Origin of the sequence: Sphingomonas sp. 67-41, assembly GCF_001899725.1 — a bacterium.
Lineage (GTDB): Bacteria > Pseudomonadota > Alphaproteobacteria > Sphingomonadales > Sphingomonadaceae > Sphingomonas > Sphingomonas leidyi.
On the sequence record NZ_MKWJ01000032.1, the window covers coordinates 65,761 to 85,958 of the forward strand.

Consider the following 20,198-nt stretch of genomic DNA (forward strand, 5'->3'; position numbering starts at 1 on the left):
TCCAGTGCCGCCTAGCGGGCCAGCAGCACGATCCAGTCGGCCGGCTGGCGCCCGGTGCGCTCGGCAAGCTTCGCGGCGAAGGCACGATAGCCGGGGGCCAGCAGCCGGGCGAGCGCATAGGTGTTCACTGCATTGCCCGGATCCCAGGGATGCGGCGCATATTCCTTCTGCCCGGCCGCTGCCCGATCGCGATCGAACTGGATCCGCGAACGGACGAACTCGACATGCGTCTTCTCCCCCGTGGCATAGGGCTCCAGCCAGGCGAGCGCGCCGGCCAGGCTCGAACCCGACGGGCTCTTCCAGCCATACCAGTCCTCGCCATGCGCACGGGCGGCGAGCGCCGCCATCAGCAGCGGGTCGAGATCATAGGTGACATAGTGCAGCGCGTCCCGCTCGTGGAAGTCGAACACCGATCCGTCGGCCTGGATGTTCGCGCCGACCTGGTTGCGGAACGCCGCCCGCGCCCGGGCGATCAGCATGGCGTCGCCCGTCTGGAACGCGGCCATGGTCGCCAGCTTGATGCGGTGGCTCTGCCAGTTGGTGTTGGCGTTCCTCGGGCCGGCATCCATCGCGTCGAGATAGCCCGCCGCCATCTTCCGCCAGAAGGCATCCAGCTTGCCGCGCAGCGCGGGGGGCAGGTCCGCCTCGGTCAGGTCGGTGGCGAGCAGCAGCGTATCGAACCCGGTCTCGTCGATCGGGTTGAACGACATCCGATAGACGTCCGCCCAATTCTCCAGATAGCGCGCGGCCTGGTCGAGATAGCGCCGCTCGCGGGTCAACCGCCAGGCGAGCGCCAGGGCGAGGACGATCCCCTGGTCCTGCTTGGCCGTGAGGCTGATCTCGCGGATGCCCTTGCCCGGCAGCGTCCCTTCGGTGTGGAGCTGCGGGATCGCCCCCGGCGGACGCTCGAGCGCGGCGCCCGCCCGGCCGCGTATCCGGCGTGCGACCGGATCGTCCGGCGCCACTGCCCTGGCGAAACCGGCGTCGAGGATCGCATGGCCCTGGGCGCGGGCGGGAAGGCCGCCGAACGCCAGCAGGGCGACCGCGCTGGAGAGAAGCAGTTTCATCGGGCGGCCTCTTCGAAAAGGGTGCGGAGCGGCGGGAGAATAGCCGCTCCGCACGAGCGCTAGAAGTTGCTGCGGATCGTCAGCGTATAGGTCCGGCCGTCATAGTCGATGCGGCGGGGCAGCATCGGATCGTTCTCATATTCCGAGCGGGTCGCGTTCGTCAGGTTGAACGCGTCGACCGAGATCGAGAAGTTCTTCATGATGTTGAGCGAGGCCGAGGCATCGAGCTGGCTGCGCGCCTTCACGGTGCGGGCATCGCCGACGAAGCTGTTGCCCGCCGCCAGGTCGTATTTGCCGCGATGGTTGAACACCACGCGGATGCCGAACAGCTTGGTCTCGTAATAGCCGATCAGGTTGAGGTTGTTCTTGGCGACGCTGGGGAGCGTGATCGGATTGCCCTGGGCGTCCTTCCCGTCGATGTCGGTATAGGTGTAGTTCGCGGCGCCACCGAGATATTTCAGGAAGCCCGGCAGGAAATCGAGGTTCTGCTGCACCGAGACCTCGACGCCGCGCACCCGCATCGGCTTCTGGTTGGTGACGCCGCTCGCCGTCACGCGCGCGCCGGTCGGGCTGCCCACGATATTGCAGTTGGTGCCGTCGTCCTGCAGCGCGCCCAGGCCGAAATCGATGCCGTTATAGATGCCGTTGGCAGGGCACAGGACGCGGCGATCGGTGATCGGGCCGACATAGCCCTGGATGTCCTTCTGATAGACGGCGATCGCGAAGGCGCCGCCGGGGCGGTTGTACCATTCGAGCGACAGGTCGTAGCTGTCCGACGTATAGGGGCTGAGGTTCGTCGCCCCGATGATGACATTGTAGGCCGGCGTGCCGACGACCGCCGGATCAGGGATCTGCATCGTGGTCGTGGGCACATTGTCGCGCGGCTGCGGACGGACATAGGTCTGGTAATAGGCACCGCGGAACACGAGGTTCTTGGCCAGGTCCGCCGCGAACATCGCCGAGGGCAGCCAATAATCATAATTCTGCTTGTAGGTCCGCGTGCTCATGCTGTGGTTCACCGGCAGCGGCAGCAGCGACAGGCCCGCCAGGCAGTTGCGGCAGTCCAGCGCGTCGATCTTCTGCGTGGTCGCCTCGTAGCGCACGCCCGCATTGCCGCGGACGCGGATGCCGAACAGGTCTCCGTCGAACCTGGCCATGGCATAGGCCGACATCACCTTCTTGGTGTTGGTGAAGTTGTTGTTCCAGTAATTGGGATCCCAATAATTGTTCACCAGCCCATAGGGCGTGAGGAACACGCCATATTGTTCGCCCATGGCGAATTGGGGCGGCAGGCCGTTGGCGAACTGCGAAGGGCGCGTCGTCAGCACCACCGGCGTGATCGCGCCGAGCACCTGGTTCACGTCCATGCTGCGCCAGTTGCTGGTATAGCCGCCCGCCGTGCCGCCGAAGAAGTCGGCGACATAGGGGTTCACCTGCGACATCGCCGGCGTGACATTGGCGGTGACCGCGCCGATCGAAGTATTGCGCGAGCCGATCGAGCTATATTCGTTATGCTCGTAGCGCATGCCGACCTGGAAGCCGGAAAGGAAGCTGCCCGCGAAGCTGCGCTCGATATCGAGCTGCACCGCGTCGAGCGCGTTCCACGACTGGCCGTTGGTGCCGGTGACGCCGAAGCGATCGCCCAGCGTATTGGCCGGGGCGCCCGGCATCTGCGCGCCCGCCTGAGTCGCCTGGTTCGCCGGCGAGGCGAGCGGATAGCCGCCCGTCGGAATGTGCGAGGCATTGGGCGTGTTGAGGACGAACACCGCGTTCTGCAGGCTGGTGCCGCCGGTATAGACCGACGCGGTGATCCCGTTCAGCCCCGCCGTGCCCAGGTTGCGATACGGGTTCTGGATGATGTCGAACTCGATCTGATTGGCGAGCACCTGCGCGCGCGAGATCGTGCCTTGCGCCGTCACGCGCCACTGATCGTCCTTGAACTCGACCATGGGGTTGATCGCCCAGGTCTTCTGCTTTGCCGGCTCCGAGCGGATCGAGTCGTAGGTCTGCAGATTCTCGGCGGTGAACTGGTTGATATAGGCGCGCGGCCCCGTCGGCGTCTGGACGACATAGGGCGTGCCCAGGCTGGTGAAATGCGCCACCGCCGAGCTGGCCGCCAGCGCGCCGGTGCCGTTATTGCCCGCGGACGTGTCGATGTAGAGCAGGTGGTTGGTGCCCTGATCGAGGTTGCGCTCGGTGTAGAAGCCGGTCGCGCCGAACTTGAGCGTGTCGCTCGCCTGCCATTCATAGCCGCCGGCACCGGTGAGCAGATGCCCCTTGTTCAGGCGGGCGAACTGGCGGACCTGGGTAGGATAATAGACCCCGCCCGGATATTGCGCCATCAGCGCCTGATAAGTGGGATTGGAGGCCGGCACCGCCTGGTTGCCCACCTGGATCGAGCCGAGCTTGTTCGCCCAGCTGTTCACCGAGATCGAGTCGCGGCGGAACTTCTCGTCCTTCCACGAGACCACGCCGAACACCGCGAAATCGTCGGTGATGTGCGCATTGTAGCCGGCTGCGAGCGCCGGGCTGCCCAGGTCGCCGAGATCGTTATACTCATAGGATGCCTTGACCCAGCCGCCCGCCTTGCGGCCGAGCGCAGGCGCGATCTTCAGGTCGACATTGCCCGAAAGCCCGCCGGCCAGGTTCGCCGCCGAGGGCGACTTGATCACCGTGATCGACGAGAAGATGTCCGAATTGAACGCGCCGAGCGGCGTGGACGACGTGTTGGTCGCGCTCCCCAGGATCGGATCGGCGAAGCCGCCGCCGTTCAGCGTGGTGCGCGCGAACGAACCCGGCAGGCCGCGCAGCGAGATCGTGGCGTTGCGCGAATCCGCCTCGCGGTTGATCTGCACGCCCGGGATGCGCTGGATCGCCTCGCCGACGTTCAGGTCCGGGAAGCGGCCCAGCCCGTCGGACGAGATCGAATCGGTGATCTGGTCGGATTCGCGCTTGATGTTGAGCGCATCGGCATAGGCCCGACGGAACCCGGTGACCACGATCTGGTCCGCGGCCTGCGGCGCCGGCTCCTCGGCCTGCGGCGCGCTGGCCTGGGTATCGATATTGGTGTTCTGGGCGAACGCAGGCGTCGCCGCCAGGACGGCGCAGATCGCCGTGCCAGCAAATAGAGCAGTCCGTCGCATGACTCTCCCTCCCCCTCTGTGCCCCGGCTTGCCTTGTCGCCAGTCGTGCTGGCCACCGGTGTCAGGCCAATAAGGCCGATACGCGCGCGAGTGTCAATAGAATGGTCAGGCCACATTGCATTATTGGTCGGGCAACAAGCGTGCGCGCGGGGGAAGGCGATGCGGGGCCGGCACACGACCGCAATGGGTCACGCCCTTGCAGGCTGTGCCCAGCTACGCTTTCGGGTAGAGATGCGGTGTTCCCGCCCGTTCCGGCGCGGCGGGAAACAGCCGCGCCCCCGCGCACCGAAAGGTACGCGGGGTCGCGGGGGCGGGGGTCGGCAGTTCAGCCCTGGGGAGACTGCTGCCAACCTCCGCCAAGCGCGAGGAAGAGGGTAACCGTCGCGTCGGAGAAGTCCGATTCGGCCTGGGCCAGGCTCAGCTCGTTCGTGGCGAGCGAACGCTCGGCATCGAGCACGGTCTGGAACGGTTCCGCGCCGGCACGGTAACGCAGCCGGGCGATGCGGGCCGCCTCGGCGTTCTGGTCCCGGCCCCGCCGCAGCGCCTCGACGCGCTGGCCCTGCGCCACATAGGTAGCCAGCGCGGTCTCGGTATCCCGCAGCGCGGTCAGCCAGGTGCCGTCGAACGTGGCGAGCGCGGCATCCGCTCCCGCCTCGGCCTGGGCGATGCGGGCCCGGGCGACGCTCATGTTCGGGAAGCTGAACGACAGCAGCGGCCCGACGCTGAAGCGGAAGCTTGAGCTGTTGAACATGTCCTTGGGCGCCAGCGCGGTCGAGCCGATCGAGCCGCCGATCGAGATGTTCGGATAAAGGTCCGCCGTGGCGACGCCGATCCGCGCCGACGCGGCGGCGAGCCGGCGCTCGGCCGCGCGGACATCGGCGCGGCGGGCGAGCAGCGTCGCACCATTGCCGACCGGGATGGCCTGCTTCACGACCGGCACCGTCTCGCAGCTCGCCACGTCGGCGGGCGCCTCGGCCGGCGGCTTGCCGGTCAGCACGGCGAGCCGGAAGAGCGCGGCCTTGCGCTGCGCCGCATAGACCGGGACCTGCGCCCGGGTCTGCTCCAGCAGCGCGGCGCCCTGGCTGGTCTCCAGCCCGGTGCCGCGCCCGCCCGCCTCGAGCCGGCGCGTCAGGTCGAACGTGTCTTCCTGGAGCTTGAGCGTCTGCGAAGCGACCTTGAGCTGCTCGCCGGCGGCACAGGCATCCGAATAGGCACGGATCGTCTCGGCCACCACGGTGACGCGGGCGAGGTCGTAAGCGGCCTCGCTCGCCTGCAGGTCGGCACGGCCGGCCTGGATCGCGCGGGTGATCTTCCCGAACAGATCGACCTGATAGCTCAGGTCGAGCCCGACGTCATAGGTATCGCCTTCGAACGAAGAACCGGGGATGCCCAGCGACGCGCCCGGAACGCGGGCATGCGTCGCCTTGGACGTGACGTTGGTGGTCGGCAGCCGCTGGGCCCGCGTCTCGCGCAGGCTCGCCCGCGCCTGGCGCAGGTTCGCCGCCGCGACCCGCAGGTCGGTATTGGCGGCCAGCGCCTCGCCGACCAGCCGGTCGATCACCGGCGTGTCGAACAGCTTCCACCAGTCCGCCGGCGGCTCGTCCGCGACGAAGCCCGGCGCGCTCGCCTGGCTCAGGTCGCCCTGGGCGGGCGCCTTGGGGGCAGGCGAGACATAATTGGGGCCGACCACGCAGCCCGACAGCGTCAGGCCGGCGGCGATCAGGGTCAGGGTCCGCTTCATTGCGCTTCTCCCGTCGCGGCGGCAGGCGTCTCCGGTGCCGGCGGCGTGGGGCCGTGATGCGCCACCTTGCCGCCGCCCAGCTTGCGCAGCAGCACGTAGAAGATCGGCGTGAAGATAAGCCCGAAGATGGTGACGCCGACCATGCCGAACGCCACGGCGGTGCCGAGCGACTGGCGCATCTCCTGGCCCGGGCCGCTGGCGATCGCCAGCGGGATCACGCCGAAGATGAATGCGAACGACGTCATCAGGATCGGGCGGAGGCGCGAACGCGCGGCGTGGACCGCGGCATCGAACCGGTTCATGCCCTCTTCCTCGCCCTGCTTGGCGAACTCGACGATCAGGATCGCGTTCTTCGCGGCAAGCGCGATCAGCACCACCAGGCCGACCTGGGTAAGGATGTTGTTGTCCATCGCCCGCAGGTTCACGCCGAGCAGCGCCGCCAGGATGCACATCGGCACGATCAGGATCACCGCGAGCGGCAGCGTCAGCGCCTCATACTGGGCAGCCAGCACGAGGAAGACGAACACCACGGCGAGCACGAAGATCAGCGCCGACGAGCTGCCGGCCGCCTTTTGCTGATAGGCGAGGCCGGTCCATTCATAGCCATAGCCCTGGGGCAGCACCTTGCTCGCCATCGCCTCCATCGCCGCGAGCGCATCGCCCGAGGAAACGCCCGGCGCGGCGGCGCCCTGCAGCTCCACGGCGGGCAGCAGGTTGTAGCGCACCACGCGCGACGAGCCGGAGTCGCGATGGAAGCTCGCCACCGCCGAGAGCGGCACCATCTGTCCGCTCGACGAACGCACCTGCAGTCGGCCGATGTCGCTGATGTCGTCGCGCGAGGCCGGCTCGGCCTGCGCCGTCACGCGGAAGGTGCGGCCGAGCAGGTTGAAGTCGTTGACATAGGTCGAGCCGATATAGGTGCCGATCGCGTCGAACACCTGTTGCGGCTGCACGCCCAGGATCTGCGCCTTGTCGCGGTCGACGTCGGCGCGGATGCGCGGATTGGCGGTGTTGAACAGCGAGAAGACCTGGGTGACCTTCTGCTCCTGCATCGCCGCGCCCATCATCGCGCCGGTCGCGCCTTCGAGCCCGCGCCAGCCGCCATTGGCCGCGCGATCCTCGATCATCATCACGAAGCCCGAGCCGTTGCCGAGGCCCTGCACCGCGGGCGGCGAGATCATGAAGATGTTGGCGCCGCTGATCTGCCCGGCGATCGCGCCGGTCAGCTGGCCGGCCAGCGCCTCCGCGCTCTGCTGCTTGCCGCGCTGCGACCAGTCCTTCAGCTTGATGAAGAACACGCCCGCATTCGATGCCTGGCTGAAGCTCGCGCCGTCGAGGCCGGCAAAGGCCGCGCCGTCGATCACGCCGTCGGTCTTGGCGGCGATGGCATAGGCCTTGTCGACCACTTCGCTGGTGCGCTCGAGCGACGAACCCGGCGGCAGCTGGACGACGCCGATCAGGAAGCCCTGGTCCTGCTCGGGAATGAAGCCCGTCGGCGTGGCGGTGAGGCGCCAGCCGGTGAGCGCGAGCAGCCCCGCATAGATGAGCATCATGATCAGGCCCATGCGGATCAGCCGGCCGGTGACGCGGCCATAGCGGTCCGACAGCCAGTCGAAGCCCTGGTTGAACTTCTCCGCGCCCACCTTGATCGGCCGCATCCAGCGCGGGCCGCTATCGGCGTCGATATGCTGGTGCGGCTTGAGCAGCAGCGCGGCGAGCGCCGGCGACAGCGTCAGCGAAACGAGCAGCGAGATCGCCGAGGCCGCGGCGATCGTCACCGCGAACTGGCGGTAGAAGATGCCGGGGATGCCGCCGACCATCGCCGTCGGGATGAACACCGAGACCAGCACCAGGCCGATCGCGACCAGCGCGCCGGACACTTCCTTCATCGTCAGGTGCGCGGCGTCGCGCGGCGACTTGCCCTCGCGGATATGCTTCTCCACCGCCTCGACCACGACGATCGCGTCGTCGACCACGATGCCCACGGCGAGCACCAGCGCGAACAGCGACAGCGAGTTGATCGAATAGCCGAGCGCGAGCTGCACCGCGAAGGTGCCGACCAGCGCGATCGGGATGGCGACGATCGGGATCACCGCCGCCCGCCAGGTCTGGAGGAAGATCACCACGACCACGACGACGAGGACCACCGCTTCGAGCAGCGTGTGCTGCACGGCCTCCACCGACGCCGAGACATATTCGGTGGGATTGTAGGGGATGGTATATTGGAGGCCCTGCGGGAAGTCCTTCTTGAGCGTATCCATCTCCTTGAGCACCAGGTCCGCCGCGTTGAGCGAGTTGGCGCCCGGCTGCTGGACGATGGCGAGCGCGATGCCGCGCCGGCCGCCGAACGAGCCGCGGATCGAATAGTCCTGGCTACCCAGCTCGATCCGCGCGACGTCGCCCAGCTTGGTGAGCGCGGCGCCCGTCGGATCGGACTTCACCGTGATGTTGGAGAATTGCTCGACCGTGGCCAGGCGGCCGCGCACGTCCACCGGCACTTCGAACGAGGGATTGTCCTTGCCCGTCGGCGCCGAGCCGAGCGCGCCGCCCGCGGTCTGGACGTTCTGGGCCTGCAGCGCCGCCACGATCTCGGACGCCGTCAGGTTGCGCGCCGCCGCCTTGTCCGGATCGATCCAGACGCGCATCGAATAATTGCCGCCGCCGAAGACCTGCACCGTGCCCACGCCCTCAAGGCGCAGCAGCCGGTCGCGGATCACCGTGTTGGCGTAATTGCCCATGTAATCGACGTCGAGGCTGTTGTCGGGCGAAGTGAGCGCCACGATCATCAGGAAGCCCGATTCCTGCTTGTTCACCGTCACGCCGATCTGGCGCACCTGTTCGGGCAGGCGCGGCACGGCCAGGTTGACGCGGTTCTGCACCAGCACCTGCGCGGCATCGAGATTGGTGCCCGGCTTGAAGGTGACGGTGACGGTCGCCTGGCCCTGGGTGGAGGACGAGCTCATGTAGAGCATGCCCTCGACGCCGTTGATCTCCTGCTCGAGCGGTGTCGAGACCGTCTCTGCGATCGTCTCCGGCGAAGCGCCGGCATAGAAGGCGCTCACGGCGATCGTCGGCGGCGCGATCTCGGGATATTGCGAGAGCGGCAGCAGCGGATAGCAGAAGGCGCCGATCAGGGTGATGAACACCGAGATCACCGCCGCGAAGATCGGCCGCTCGATGAAGAAGCTGGAAAAGCCGCTGCGCACGGGCGCGTCGGGCTGGGGAGCCTGGGGTTCGCTCATGGCCCTATCCTCAGCGGTTGCCGGCGGGCAGCGCGGTGCCGGCCGGCTGATCGGACGGCGGCGCGGCGGCGGGTGCCGGCGCTTCCGTGATCTTGCCCGGCTGCGGCGTGACCTTCACGCCGGGGCGCGCGCGCTGGGTGCCGTCGATCACCACCGGTCGTCCCTGGTCAGGCCCGAGCGGATCACGCGCAGATTGCCGCGCAGCGGGCCGGTCTGCACCGGACGCGCCGTCACCGTGTTGCTCTTGTCGACGACGAACACGATCTGGCGCGCCGCATCGGCCATCACCGCCGTGTCCGGCACCAGCAGCGCCGGATAGGGCTTGGACGCCTCGAGCCGGGCCGAGCCGAACATGCCGGGCTTCAGGAAGCCGCCCGGATTGGCGATGATCGCGCGGGCGCGGATCGTGCCTGCACCGGCATCGAGCGCGTTGTCGACGAAGTCGAGCGCGCCCGTATGCGTATAGTCGCTCTCGTCGGAAAGCTTGACCTTGATCGCCGTGCCGTTCTGGGCGCCGGTGCCCTGGCGCTGATATTTCAGCAGCAGCGCTTCCGAACCCTGGAAGACGAAGTGCAGCGGATCGACCGAGACGATGGTGGTCAGCACCGTCTGGTCGGCAGTGACCGAATTGCCCACATCGACCTTGCGCTCCGAGATGCGGCCGCTCAGCGGCGCGACGACGCGCGTGAAGCCGAGGTCGAGCTGGCGCGCACGCAGATTGGCCTCCGCGGCGGCGACCTGCGCGGCGCCCGAGCGCAGCGCGGCGCGGCGCTGCTCCAGCTCTTCCTGGCTGGCGGCACGCTGGGCGACCAGCGCCTCGGAACGGGCATATTCGGTCTGCGCATTGGCGAGCGTCGCCTTGGCCTGGGCAACCTGCGCGGCAGCCTGGGCGACGGCGGCCTGGGCCGGGCGCGCATCGATGGTGAAGAGCAGCTGGCCCTTGCGGACGAACTGGCCGTCCTTGAACCATATGCCCTGCAGATAGCCCGAGGCGCGCGGGCGCACCTCGACGGTCTGGATCGCCTCGAAGCGGCCGACGAACTCGTCCCAGTCGACCACGTCCTGCACCAGCGGTGCCGAGACGGTGACGGGGGGCGGCCCCTGCTGCGGCATCTGCGGTCCGCCGCCGCCGCAACCGGCGAGAGCGAGCGCGGCCATGAGAGCCGGGATAAGCAGCTGGCGGTTCTTCGAATGCATGTTCGATCCCTAAATCCGTGCCCCTGGCCGGACATCCTCCGTGGTGCCGTTACTGGAAACGAACGACTTCCGATTTGGCACCCGCTAAGCGCGTTCAGGGAACTTGTCAACGACTGTAGACATATGTCCACAATGGTTGACTACCCATCTGTTAGCGATAAAAAGGCGCCCATGATCCCGCCCGTCCAGGCCCTGCCGCGGTCGCGCAACGCGGCTGCGACGCGCGAAGCGATCCTCGTCTCGGCCCGCAAGCATTTTGCGCGCGAGAATTACGAGAATGTCGGCCTGCGCGAGATCGCGGGCGATGCCGGTGTCGATCCCGCGCTGGTCAGCCGCTATTTCGGCAGCAAGGAAGCCCTGTTCCGCGAGACGCTGCGCGACGACGACAAGGACTTCATGGAAGGCGCGACGCGCGAGACGCTCGCCCGGCATTTCGCCCAGCTCTTCCTCGACGAGGGCGACACGCCGCAGGACGAGCGCGACCTCCATATCGACCAGATCCTGATCCTGCTGCATTCGATCGGATCGCCCAAGGCGGGCGAGATCATCCGCGAGACGATCGACACCGACATTCTGGAACCGATCGCCCGGGTGCTGGGCGGCCAGGATACCGAGATGCGCGCCGCCATGGCCTTCGCCGTGCTGATGGGCATGGGCATCATGCACAACACCCTCGCCATCGACCCGGACATGTGCAGCGCCGAGGATACCGATCGCTTCGAGAAGCGCCTGACGCGCATCTTCGCCGCCGCGCTGGAGCCGATGGACGACTGACATGGGGACCCGGCCGGTCCGCAAGATCATCCATGTCGACATGGACGCCTTTTACGCATCGGTGGAGCAGCGCGACGATCCGGCGCTGCGCGGCAAGCCGGTCGCGGTCGGCTATGCCGCGGCGCGCGGCGTGGTGGCGGCGGCGAGCTACGAGGCGCGCCGGTTCGGCGTGCGCTCCGCCCTCCCCTCGGTCACTGCGATGCGGCGCTGCCCGGAACTGATCTTCGTCAAGCCGCGCTTCGACGTCTATCGCGCCGTCTCGAAGCAGATCCATATGATCTTCGCGGACTATACGCCGGTCATCCAGCCGCTCTCGCTCGACGAGGCCTATCTCGACGTCACCGCGAACCTGCGCGGGATCGAGACCGCCTGGGCGACGGCGAAGGAGATCCGCGCGCGCATCCTTGCGGAAACCGGCCTCACCGCCTCGGCCGGCATCTCGTACAACAAGTTCCTCGCCAAGCTCGCTTCGGACCAGCGCAAGCCCAACGGCCAGTTCGCGGTGACGCCCGAAATGGGCCCGGCCTGGGTGGAGGCGCTGCCGGTCGCGCGCTTCCACGGGGTCGGGCCGGTGACGGCGCGGAAGATGCACGCGCTCGGCATCGAGACCGGCGCGGACCTGCGCGGCAAGTCGCTCGAGTTCCTCCGCGCCCATTTCGGCAGCGCGGCCGAATGGTACCACGCGATCTCGCGCGGCGAGGACGACCGGCCGGTGCATGTCGACCTGCCGCGCAAATCCTCCGGCTCCGAGACCACGTTCGACCGCGACCTGGTCGAGAATGCCGAGATCGAGGCCGGCGTGCTCGAGATGGCCGAGGACGTCTGGACCTGGTGCGACCAGGCGCAGGAATTCGGCCGCACCGTTACCGTGAAGGTGAAATATGGCGACTTCCAGATCATCACGCGCAGCCGCAGCCTCACCGCCGGGCTGGTCGACCGCCGCGATACGCTGCGGGACATGAGCCTCGCCCTGATCCGCTCGGTGCTGCCCACGCCCAAGGGGATCCGGCTGGTCGGCGTGACGGTCTCGAACTTCGAGGAGCGGCTGGGCGAGGAATTGCCGTTCTAGGCAAGGGATGGGCGCGCCGTCCCCGGCTAGCCCGGCCGGTACGTCCGCACCACATGCCCCTTCAGATCCTCCGGATAGAAATAGACCGGCCGCAAGTCCCCCGCCGCATAGCGCCCGGCCTGGTCGGCGAAGTGCTTCGACTCCGGATGGCCGCTCTCGCCGCCGGCGGTCACTGCCCAGGCCTTCACCTTCGGCCCGAACTCCACCGTCGCGACGAAGCTGTTGCCGCTGGTGCCGTAATAGCGCTTCGTCCCCGGCCAGCGCCGGGCCCCGAACGAAGCGAGCGAGCCCCATTGCGCCGACGTGAAGGGCACCGGGATGCTCGGCTTCGTATCGTCGAACGCCTGGACGATCGCGCCGTCATTGCGCTGGAACCGGTTGATTTCTCCCCAGGGCACGCGCCAGTCGCCGAAATCCTGGACGAGCCGATCCACGGCCGAGGCCAGCGCATCGATCCGCTGCGCATCGGTGGCGCGTGTCGCCATCCAGTCCCACACCGAAATGCCCGCGTCCCTGGCCGGCTGCGCTCCGGGCGCCCAGAGCGCCTCGCCCCAGAACACCGCGAGCGAAGTCGCGGTCGATCCCGCGCTCCAGCGCCGGTCCCAGCTCTTCAACAGCGCCACCGGCTCGGCCAGCTTCGCCTTGCGCCCATCGCCATCGGGCAGCTTCTCCCAAGCGGCGGCCAGCCCGGGCAGCAGCCGGTCGAAGGCAGGCAGGAAGCTGTCATAGGCCGCCTGGCGCAGCGTCTCCGGCGTGAAGTCCGTCCGCGCGTTCAGCACCTGCAGCGCATGCGCGCCGCGCGGATTCTCGCCGGCCTGGTCGAAATAGCGCGGATAGTCCGCGGCCCTGGGGCTGTCCGCGCCCGCCGCCGTCCAGGGCCAGTTGTTCACGTTGAAGGCCCAGCCATTTTTCGGGTCCACTGCCTGGGGCAGGCTGGCGAGGCTGTGCAGCCCCTTCCAGTCGGTCGCCGGATCGCTGCCGTCCACCGGCTTGCGATAGTCGAAGCGATCGTCGCGCACCGGCATGAACTGCGGCATCAGGAACGCGATCTCGCCCTTCGAGTCGGCGAACAGGGTGTTGTTGGAGCTGTTGGCCTTGAGTTCGGCCACCTTCATGAAGCCGGCATAGTCGGTGGCCTTGGTGCGCAGGAAGCTCTGCTGCAGCGCTTCCACCGGCTTGTTCATCAGCGCCACCGCGATCCACTTGCCGTCGACCTCGCGCACCACGGGTCCGTGATGCGTGGCATAGGTCCGGAAGCTGCGCTGCGCCCGGCTGCCGTCGGCAGCGCGATAGGTGATGGTGATCGGCTTGATCGTCACCGGCCGCGTCTCGGCGCCATAGTGATAGCCGAGCATCGTGCCCTGCACGTTGCTGACGATCGTCTCCGCGAACTCGTCGACATTGTCGACGCCGCTCGAGGTGTGCATCCAGCCCGCCTTCGCATTGAACCCCTGGTAGATGAAGAACTGGCCCCAGGTCGCCGCGCCATAGACGTTCAGCCCCTCGCCGCTCGTCACCTGCTGCTCGGAACGGAAGAAGAAGCTGGTGTGCGGGTTGATCAGCAGCAGCGCATGGCCGTTCTTCGTATGGCTCGGCGCGATCGCCATGCCGTTCGAGCCCTTGGGTTCCTTGAAGAGCAGCCCCTTCTCCGCCTCGGTCATCGCGACCTGCTGCTTGCCGTAGAACGCCTCGAGCTGGCTCAGGGGCACGCGCTCGATATCGCCGCCGATGCTGCCTTCCGAGAAGCTCAGCGCCATCCATGGCTCGAACCGCGTGAGCACGCGCGGCTTCACCGCCGGATGCGTGGCGAGATAATGGTTCAGCCCGTCCGCCCAGGCCTGCATCAGCTTGCGCAGCCATGCCGGGCTCCTGGCATAGTCCGCCTTCAGCGCCTCGGGATCGACGAAGAGCCGCTGGCGCAGATCCTGCCAGATCGCGCCCTTGCCCTCCGCCTCGGCGAGCCGGCCCAGGCTTACCAGATAGTTGGTCTCGATCCGGTTGAAGTCGTCCTCGGCCTGGGCATAGATCATGCCGAACACCGCATCGGCATCGGTCTCGCCCCGGATGTGCGCGACGCCCCAGTCGTCGCGCGTGATCGTCACGCGCGCCGCTTCCGCCTTCCAGCGGGCAGCGTCGGTCTGGGCGTAGGCCGAAGTGGAGGCGAGCAGCGCGGCGGCGAGCAGGAGGCGAGTCATGCCCGCCACCTTAGGCGCAGTTGGGCTCAGTCCGGAATCGTTTCGATGCCGATGATCTCGATCGCCTGCGCCCGCCCGCCGAAATCGACTTTCTCGCCTTCCTCGGCGCCGATCAGCGCCCAGGCCAGCGGCGCCTGGAAGGAGAGCCGGTCCGCGGCGGGATCGGCCTCGTCATGGCCGACCAGGTCGATCACCCGATCCTTGCCGTTCATGCGCACCCGCACGCGCGATCCGATGCCGACCACGCCCGGCTCGGGCTCCGGCGCGATCTGCGCGGTCGTGCGCCGCGTGTTCCAGTAGCGCAGCTCGCGCTTCAGCACTTCGCGCGCTTCGTCTCCGCTCTCCGCCGCCACCGCGGCTTCCAGCGCGGCTGCCCTGGCCTCGATCAGCGCGAGCCCGCGCGCCGTGACCATATTGGGGCCCGGCGGCAGCGGCAGCTCGAACTTCGGTTCTTTGTGTTCCTCGTCGCTCTCGCGGCGGAAGGCGACGCTCATGCCTGGGGAAGCTCCTCGATGCTCGACGAGACCTTCCAGAGATCCAGGCTGCCATCGGTTGCATGGGCGTCGATCGCGGCCAGCTCTTCCGCGCTGAAATCGAGATTGTTCACGGCGTCGAGCGAGTTGTCGAGCTGCTCCACCGTGCGTGCGCCGATCAGTGCGGAGGTGACGCGGGGATCGCGCAGCACCCAGGCGATCGCCATCTGCGCCAGCGTCTGCCCGCGCGCCTGCGCGATTTCATGCAGCGCGCGGATACGGGCGATATTGTCGTCCGACAGCAGCCGCTGGTTCAGCGAGCCGCCCCTGGCCGCGCGGGCATCCTGAGGAACGCCATTCAGATATTTGTTGCTCAACATGCCCTGCGCCAGCGGCGAGAAGGCGATGCAGCCGGTGCCGAGCTCGCCCAGCGTGTCGAGCAGCTCGCCTTCGATCCAGCGGTTGAGCATCGAATAGCTCGGCTGGTGGATCAGCAGCGGCACCTTGTGCTCGGCGAGGATCGCCGCGGCCTGGCGCGTCAGCTCGGGCGAATAGCTGGAGATGCCGACATAGAGCGCCTTGCCCTGGCGGTGGAGCTGGGCGAGCGCGCCCATCGTCTCCTCGAGCGGGGTCTTCGGATCGACGCGGTGCGAATAGAAGATGTCGACATAGTCGAGCCCCATCCGCTTCAGGCTCTGGTCGCAGGAGGCGATCAGATACTTCCGCGATCCGCCGACATCGCCATAGGGCCCGGGCCACATGTCCCAGCCCGCCTTGGTCGAGACGATCAGCTCGTCGCGGTGGCCGGCAAAGTCGCCAGCCAGCACGCGGCCGAAATTCGCCTCGGCCGCGCCATAGGGCGGGCCGTAATTGTTCGCGAGATCGAAATGGGTGACGCCCCGGTCGAACGCGCGGCGCAGCATCGCGCGGCCGGTCTCGAACACGTCCGTCCCGCCGAAATTCTGCCAGAGGCCGAGGCTGATCGCCGGCAGGTCGAGCCCCGAACGGCCGCACCGGCGATAGGGCATCCGCCCGTCATAGCGCGCGGGATCGGCGGCATAGGGCTGGGGATAGGGCATCGACATCCTCTTCCGACTGCGTTGTCAGCCGTCCCTATGCCCGCCGGGTCAGACCGTAAAGCTCTCCCCGCAGCCGCAGCTGCCCTTGGCATTGGGGTTCTGGAAGACGAAGCCGGCGGTGAAATCGTCTTCCTGCCAGTCCATGGTCGAGCCGATCAGATAGAGGACCGAGCCGCCATCGACGAAGAACGTGCCGCCGGGCGTCTCGATCTTCTCGTCGAACGGCTTGGCCTCGGTGACATAGTCGACCGAATAGGCCAGCCCCGAGCAACCGCGGCGCGGCGTCGAGAGCTTGACGCCTACCGCGCCCTCGGGCGCCTTGGCCATCAGATCGGCGATGCGCCGCTCGGCGGCCGGAGTCAGGAGCAGCGCAGCGGGGCGCTGACGGGTGGCGGTGGTCATCACAGCATCCCCAGTTCGAGCTTGGCCTCGTCGCTCATCTTCTGCGGATCCCAGGGCGGATCCCAGACGAGATTGACTTCGGCATGGCCGATCCCCGGCACCGAGCCGACGCGCAGCTCGACTTCGCCGGGCATGGATTCCGCCACCGGGCAATGCGGCGTGGTCAGCGTCATCTGCACCGCGGCATGGCCGTCGGCGGTGATGTCGACGCCATAGATCAGGCCCAGGTCGTAGATGTTCACCGGGATCTCGGGATCGTAGATTTCCTTGAGCGCCGCGATCACCGCCTCATAGAGTTCGCCGCCCGGCTCGGCGCCCGACAGCGCCTGCGGCTTCTGCGAGAGGAAGCCCGAGAGATAGTCGCGCTTGCGCTCGAACGTCTCCGCGACGCTCTCGGCCGCATCCTCGACGCGCGCCTTGGGCGGCGGCGCCACGGCGGCCACTTCCTCGACTTCGATCTTGCGTTCCTGGTTCACCCGAAGATCCTCGTCACGCGTTCAATACCCTTCACCAGCGCGGCGATGTCGTCCGCGCCATTATAGACTCCGAAGCTCGCCCGCGCGGTGGCCGGCACGCCCAGGGCATCCATCAGCGGCTGTGCGCAGTGATGCCCGGCGCGGATCGCGACATCGCCTTCGTCCAATATGGTGGCGACGTCGTGCGGGTGCACCCCCTCCACTGCGAAGCTGACGATGCCGGCACTGTCCTCGGGGCCGAACAGCCTGACCGAATTGAGCTGCGACAGCGCCTCGCGCGTCTGGCGCACCAGGGCTGCCTCGTGCGCATGGATGCGCTCCAGCCCGATGCCCGCCACATAGTCGATCGCCGCATGCAGCCCGACCACGCCGACGATGTGCGGCGTCCCCGCCTCGAACCGGCCCGGCGGCGGCGCATAGGTCGTCTTCGCGAAGGTGACCCGGTCGATCATCGAGCCGCCGCCCTGATAAGGAGGCATCGCATCGAGCAGTTCGTAGCGTCCCCAGAGCACGCCGATGCCGGTGGGGCCGTAGAGCTTGTGGCCCGACATCACATAGAAGTCGCAACCGATCGCGGCGACGTCGACGGGCATGCGCGGCACCGCCTGGCAGCCGTCGAGCAGGATCTTCGCGCCCACCGCGTGCGCCAGCTCGGTCGCCCGCTTCGCATCGAGCACCGAACCCAGCACGTTGGAGACATGCGCCAGCGCGACCAGCTTGTGGCGCTCGGTGAGCATCGCTTCCATCGCGTCGAGGTCGATGCGCTGGTCGGCGGTGAGCGGCACCACGTCGATCGCGGCGCCGACCCGCTCGGCGACCATCTGCCAGGGCACGATGTTGGAGTGATGCTCGAGCGTGGACAACAGGATGCGGTCGCCGGCCTTGAGCTGCGTTCCCGCCCAGCACTGCGCGACCAGGTTGATCCCCTCGGTCGCGCCGCGGACGAAGACGATCTCGTTTTCCGCGCCGCCGAGGAACTGCGCCACGCGCCGGCGCGCCGCCTCATAGGCGAGCGTCATGTCGGCCGAGCGCTGGTACACGCCGCGATGCACGGTGGCATAGGTCTCGCCATAGGCCCTGGCGATCGCATCGAGCACGGGCTGCGGCTTCTGCGAAGTCGCCGCCGTGTCGAGATAATGCCAGCCGGCCGGGATCGCCGGGAAATCGGCGAGCAGGTCGAGGGGACGGGTATCGGCGGCTACGGTCATAGCGCGGTGTCCAGCCAGCGATCGGCATCCGCCGCAAAGGCTTCGCGCACCACATCCTCGCCGATCCGGGCGAGCGCGTCCGCCACGAAGGCGCGCGTGAGCAGTGCCTTGGCGCGGCCCTCGTCGATGCCGCGGCTCTGCAGATAGAAGAGCGCCATCCTGTCGAGCTCGCCCACCGTCGCCCCGTGCGCGCATTTCACGTCGTCGGCGAAAATCTCGAGCTCGGGCTTGAGATTCACCGTCGCGGAGCGCTGGAGCAGCAGGCCGCGCAGCGACTGCTCGCCATCGGTCTGCTGCGCGCCGCGCGCCACTTCGACGCGCGCCGCCAGGCTGGCCGCCGACTTGTCCGCCGCCACCGCGCGCCAGAGCTGGCGCGACGTGCCCTCGACATTCTCGTGCCGCACCGCGACCGCGGCTTCCTGTTTCTGGCTGCCCGACGTGAGCAGCGCCCCGCCCATCTCGGCGAACCCGCCCTTGCCGTTCACCAGCAGCGCCCCGTCGATCCGGCTGCCCATGCCGCCGGCGCCGAGGAACACCGAGACCAGGCTCGCCGCCTCGCCCACTTCGGCCTCTTCGCGCAGCGAGACGAAACCCGCATCCTGGAGCAGCCGCACCGAGCGCATCAGCCGCGCCCCCCGTTCGAGGCAGAGCGTGGTCAGCCGGTTCGCCCAGCCGCTGCCGGCATAGGTCTCGACCACGCTCGCCACCGCATCTTCGGCCAGCATCAGCCGGGCCGGCACATGGCTTTCGCCGCCGGTGCCGATATGGACGATCTGGATCGCCGTCGCCGCATGTTCCTTGCCGAGATGCAGCGACCAGCCCTCGCCATCGGCAAGGCTGCCCAGCGGATGGTCGGTAGTGGCCAATTGCTGCGTCACCTGCACCGGGCCGGGCCGGGAATGCGCCGGCTCGAAACGCCCGTCGACGAACAGCAGCCGGGGCCCTTCGATGTCGAGGAACAGGCCGGCCGGATCGATCCCGACGTCGCGCCGCGCCGTTTCGGCCGCCGCCTTGAGCGCGGCCATATCGGCCCAGCGCCATTCCTCCTGGCGCGGCGTGGGAAGCTCGAGCAGGGTGTTCACTGGCCCGCCCTCCAGCTGCGCTTGAAGTCGGTGAGCAGTTCGGGCTTGCGCCGGTCGATACAGGTTTTCACGGCAGCGGCGTCGCGCGCGCCCTTGCGGACGCACTGAGTCGCGGTGCGGCAGAGCTGTTCGTCGAGCTTCGCATAGCCGCTCGACGCGCTGAGCGCGCAGCCGAGCTTGCCGCCGGGCCCCTGGCGCACGGTCGCGGAGATCGCGGCGAGCCGGCGCCCGACGACTTCGATGTTCAGCTCGTCCTGCGGCGCAGGCGCGGTCTGCAGCATGAGGAGCAGGGAAAGGATCATGCGGCCACCGCTCCATAGCCTTCGCGCTCCAGTTCGAGCGCCAGCTCGGGACCGCCGGAGCGGACGATGCGGCCATCGGCGAGCACATGGACGAAGTCCGGCTGCACATAGTCGAGCAGCCGCTGATAATGGGTGATCAGCAGCACCGCCTTGTCGGGCGCGCGCATGATCCGGTTGATCCCCTCGCCCACGGCCTTGAGCGCGTCGATGTCGAGGCCGCTGTCGGTCTCGTCGAGGATCGCGAGCCTGGGGCCGATGATGCCCATCTGCACCATCTCGTTGCGCTTCTTCTCGCCGCCCGAAAAACCGACATTGACCGGCCGCTTGAGCATCTCGACGTCCATGCCGAGCGCTTCCGCCTGCGCCCGGGCAAGCTTGAGGAACTCGCCGCCCGACAGCGGCGCCTCGCCCCGCGCGCGGCGCTGGCTGTTGAGCGCCTCGCGCACGAACTGCAGGTTGGAGATGCCGGGGATCTCGACCGGATACTGGAACCCCAGGAACAGGCCCGCCGCGGCCCGTTCGTGCGGTTCGAGTTCGAGCAGGTCCTGCCCGTCGAAGCGCACGCTGCCGCCCGTCGCGTCATAGCCCGGCCGGCCGCCCAGCACATAGCCGAGCGTCGACTTGCCGGCGCCGTTCGGGCCCATGATCGCATGGACCTCACCTGCATTCACTTCGAGGTTCAGGCCCTTGAGGATTTCCTTGCCGTCGATTTCGGCGCGGAGGTCGGTGATCTTCAACATCGCTTCGT

At 68.0% G+C, this 20,198-nt stretch carries 17 protein-coding genes; 2 read left to right on the forward strand and 15 right to left on the reverse strand.

From position 1 onward, the window contains the following. Nucleotides 1-11 precede the first annotated feature (11 nt). The 6 genes from BGP17_RS22490 to BGP17_RS22515 form a co-directional block, all read right to left on the reverse strand. Nucleotides 12-1,067 carry an alginate lyase family protein gene (locus BGP17_RS22490; protein ID WP_286713695.1) on the reverse strand — a complete coding sequence of 352 codons (1,056 nt, stop codon included), beginning with the start codon at nt 1,065-1,067 and terminating at the stop codon, nt 12-14. Nucleotides 1,068-1,126: 59 nt separating this feature from the next. Further along, nucleotides 1,127-4,210: a TonB-dependent receptor gene (locus BGP17_RS22495; protein WP_286713696.1), complete on the reverse strand. Its 3,084-nt coding sequence runs from the start codon at nt 4,208-4,210 to the stop codon at nt 1,127-1,129. A gap of 325 nt (nt 4,211-4,535) precedes the next feature. Continuing rightward, a complete protein-coding gene (locus tag BGP17_RS22500; RefSeq protein ID WP_286713697.1) occupies nt 4,536-5,951 on the reverse strand; it encodes an efflux transporter outer membrane subunit in 1,416 nt (471 codons plus the stop codon). Further along, entirely contained in the window at nt 5,948-9,193 is a 3,246-nt protein-coding gene (locus tag BGP17_RS22505) for an efflux RND transporter permease subunit (RefSeq protein ID WP_167301357.1), read from the reverse strand. Before BGP17_RS22505 ends, BGP17_RS22500 begins: the two co-directional genes overlap by 4 nt. A gap of 10 nt (nt 9,194-9,203) precedes the next feature. Further along, nucleotides 9,204-9,344: a hypothetical protein gene (locus tag BGP17_RS22510; RefSeq protein ID WP_286713698.1), complete on the reverse strand. Its 141-nt coding sequence runs from the start codon at nt 9,342-9,344 to the stop codon at nt 9,204-9,206. Continuing rightward, the gene (locus BGP17_RS22515; RefSeq protein ID WP_286713699.1) at nt 9,341-10,390 is read right to left on the reverse strand and encodes an efflux RND transporter periplasmic adaptor subunit; all 1,050 of its coding nucleotides are present in this window, start codon (nt 10,388-10,390) and stop codon (nt 9,341-9,343) included. Before BGP17_RS22515 ends, BGP17_RS22510 begins: the two co-directional genes overlap by 4 nt. A 171-nt stretch (nt 10,391-10,561) precedes the next feature. Here BGP17_RS22515 and BGP17_RS22520 point away from each other — a divergent pair, with 171 nt between their 5' ends. Continuing rightward, nucleotides 10,562-11,164 (forward strand): TetR/AcrR family transcriptional regulator, encoded by a 603-nt coding sequence (locus BGP17_RS22520; RefSeq protein WP_208413775.1) that lies wholly within the window; start codon nt 10,562-10,564, stop codon nt 11,162-11,164. Nucleotide 11,165: 1 nt separating this feature from the next. Next, nucleotides 11,166-12,233: a DNA polymerase IV gene (gene dinB, locus BGP17_RS22525; protein ID WP_286713700.1), complete on the forward strand. Its 1,068-nt coding sequence runs from the start codon at nt 11,166-11,168 to the stop codon at nt 12,231-12,233. 26 nt (nt 12,234-12,259) lie between these two features. On the opposite strand, the gene BGP17_RS22530 is transcribed toward dinB, so the two are convergent. Genes BGP17_RS22530 through sufC form a run of 9 tightly spaced genes read right to left on the reverse strand, consistent with a single transcriptional unit; the run spans nt 12,260 to nt 20,190 of the window. Continuing rightward, on the reverse strand, nt 12,260-14,428 hold the full coding sequence (locus BGP17_RS22530) for a penicillin acylase family protein (RefSeq protein WP_286713701.1): 2,169 nt from the start codon (nt 14,426-14,428) through the stop codon (nt 12,260-12,262). Nucleotides 14,429-14,454: 26 nt separating this feature from the next. Then, a complete protein-coding gene (locus BGP17_RS22535) occupies nt 14,455-14,922 on the reverse strand; it encodes a GreA/GreB family elongation factor (protein ID WP_286713702.1) in 468 nt (155 codons plus the stop codon). Next, nucleotides 14,919-15,980 carry an L-glyceraldehyde 3-phosphate reductase gene (gene mgrA, locus BGP17_RS22540; protein ID WP_167301352.1) on the reverse strand — a complete coding sequence of 354 codons (1,062 nt, stop codon included), beginning with the start codon at nt 15,978-15,980 and terminating at the stop codon, nt 14,919-14,921. The genes BGP17_RS22535 and mgrA overlap by 4 nt, the downstream gene beginning before the upstream one ends. 48 nt (nt 15,981-16,028) lie before the next feature. Next, nucleotides 16,029-16,382, reverse strand: coding sequence for a HesB/IscA family protein (locus BGP17_RS22545; protein ID WP_167301351.1), 354 nt, complete (start codon nt 16,380-16,382; stop codon nt 16,029-16,031). Then, entirely contained in the window at nt 16,382-16,858 is a 477-nt protein-coding gene (locus BGP17_RS22550; RefSeq protein WP_167301350.1) for an SUF system Fe-S cluster assembly protein, read from the reverse strand. Before BGP17_RS22550 ends, BGP17_RS22545 begins: the two co-directional genes overlap by 1 nt. Continuing rightward, nucleotides 16,855-18,066: a cysteine desulfurase gene (locus tag BGP17_RS22555; RefSeq protein ID WP_286713703.1), complete on the reverse strand. Its 1,212-nt coding sequence runs from the start codon at nt 18,064-18,066 to the stop codon at nt 16,855-16,857. Before BGP17_RS22555 ends, BGP17_RS22550 begins: the two co-directional genes overlap by 4 nt. Then, nucleotides 18,063-19,148, reverse strand: coding sequence for a SufD family Fe-S cluster assembly protein (locus tag BGP17_RS22560; protein ID WP_341786483.1), 1,086 nt, complete (start codon nt 19,146-19,148; stop codon nt 18,063-18,065). The genes BGP17_RS22555 and BGP17_RS22560 overlap by 4 nt, the downstream gene beginning before the upstream one ends. After that, complete coding sequence (locus BGP17_RS22565) at nt 19,145-19,450, reverse strand: hypothetical protein (protein WP_167301348.1); 306 nt, start codon at nt 19,448-19,450, stop codon at nt 19,145-19,147. Before BGP17_RS22565 ends, BGP17_RS22560 begins: the two co-directional genes overlap by 4 nt. After that, a complete protein-coding gene (sufC, locus tag BGP17_RS22570) occupies nt 19,447-20,190 on the reverse strand; it encodes a Fe-S cluster assembly ATPase SufC (RefSeq protein ID WP_167301347.1) in 744 nt (247 codons plus the stop codon). The genes BGP17_RS22565 and sufC overlap by 4 nt, the downstream gene beginning before the upstream one ends. Nucleotides 20,191-20,198: the final 8 nt, after the last annotated feature.

Coding starts and splice junctions, on each gene's coding strand:
- BGP17_RS22490 (WP_286713695.1), bottom strand. CDS start 1,067: ATGAAACTGCTTCTCTCCAGCGCGGTCGCCCTGCTGGCGTTCGGCGGC.
- BGP17_RS22495 (WP_286713696.1), bottom strand. CDS start 4,210: ATGCGACGGACTGCTCTATTTGCTGGCACGGCGATCTGCGCCGTCCTG.
- BGP17_RS22500 (WP_286713697.1), bottom strand. CDS start 5,951: ATGAAGCGGACCCTGACCCTGATCGCCGCCGGCCTGACGCTGTCGGGC.
- BGP17_RS22505 (WP_167301357.1), bottom strand. CDS start 9,193: ATGAGCGAACCCCAGGCTCCCCAGCCCGACGCGCCCGTGCGCAGCGGC.
- BGP17_RS22515 (WP_286713699.1), bottom strand. CDS start 10,390: ATGCATTCGAAGAACCGCCAGCTGCTTATCCCGGCTCTCATGGCCGCG.
- BGP17_RS22520 (WP_208413775.1), top strand. CDS start 10,562: ATGATCCCGCCCGTCCAGGCCCTGCCGCGGTCGCGCAACGCGGCTGCG.
- dinB (WP_286713700.1), top strand. CDS start 11,166: ATGGGGACCCGGCCGGTCCGCAAGATCATCCATGTCGACATGGACGCC.
- BGP17_RS22530 (WP_286713701.1), bottom strand. CDS start 14,428: ATGACTCGCCTCCTGCTCGCCGCCGCGCTGCTCGCCTCCACTTCGGCC.
- BGP17_RS22535 (WP_286713702.1), bottom strand. CDS start 14,922: ATGAGCGTCGCCTTCCGCCGCGAGAGCGACGAGGAACACAAAGAACCG.
- mgrA (WP_167301352.1), bottom strand. CDS start 15,980: ATGCCCTATCCCCAGCCCTATGCCGCCGATCCCGCGCGCTATGACGGG.
- BGP17_RS22545 (WP_167301351.1), bottom strand. CDS start 16,382: ATGACCACCGCCACCCGTCAGCGCCCCGCTGCGCTGCTCCTGACTCCG.
- BGP17_RS22555 (WP_286713703.1), bottom strand. CDS start 18,066: ATGACCGTAGCCGCCGATACCCGTCCCCTCGACCTGCTCGCCGATTTC.
- BGP17_RS22565 (WP_167301348.1), bottom strand. CDS start 19,450: ATGATCCTTTCCCTGCTCCTCATGCTGCAGACCGCGCCTGCGCCGCAG.
- sufC (WP_167301347.1), bottom strand. CDS start 20,190: ATGTTGAAGATCACCGACCTCCGCGCCGAAATCGACGGCAAGGAAATC.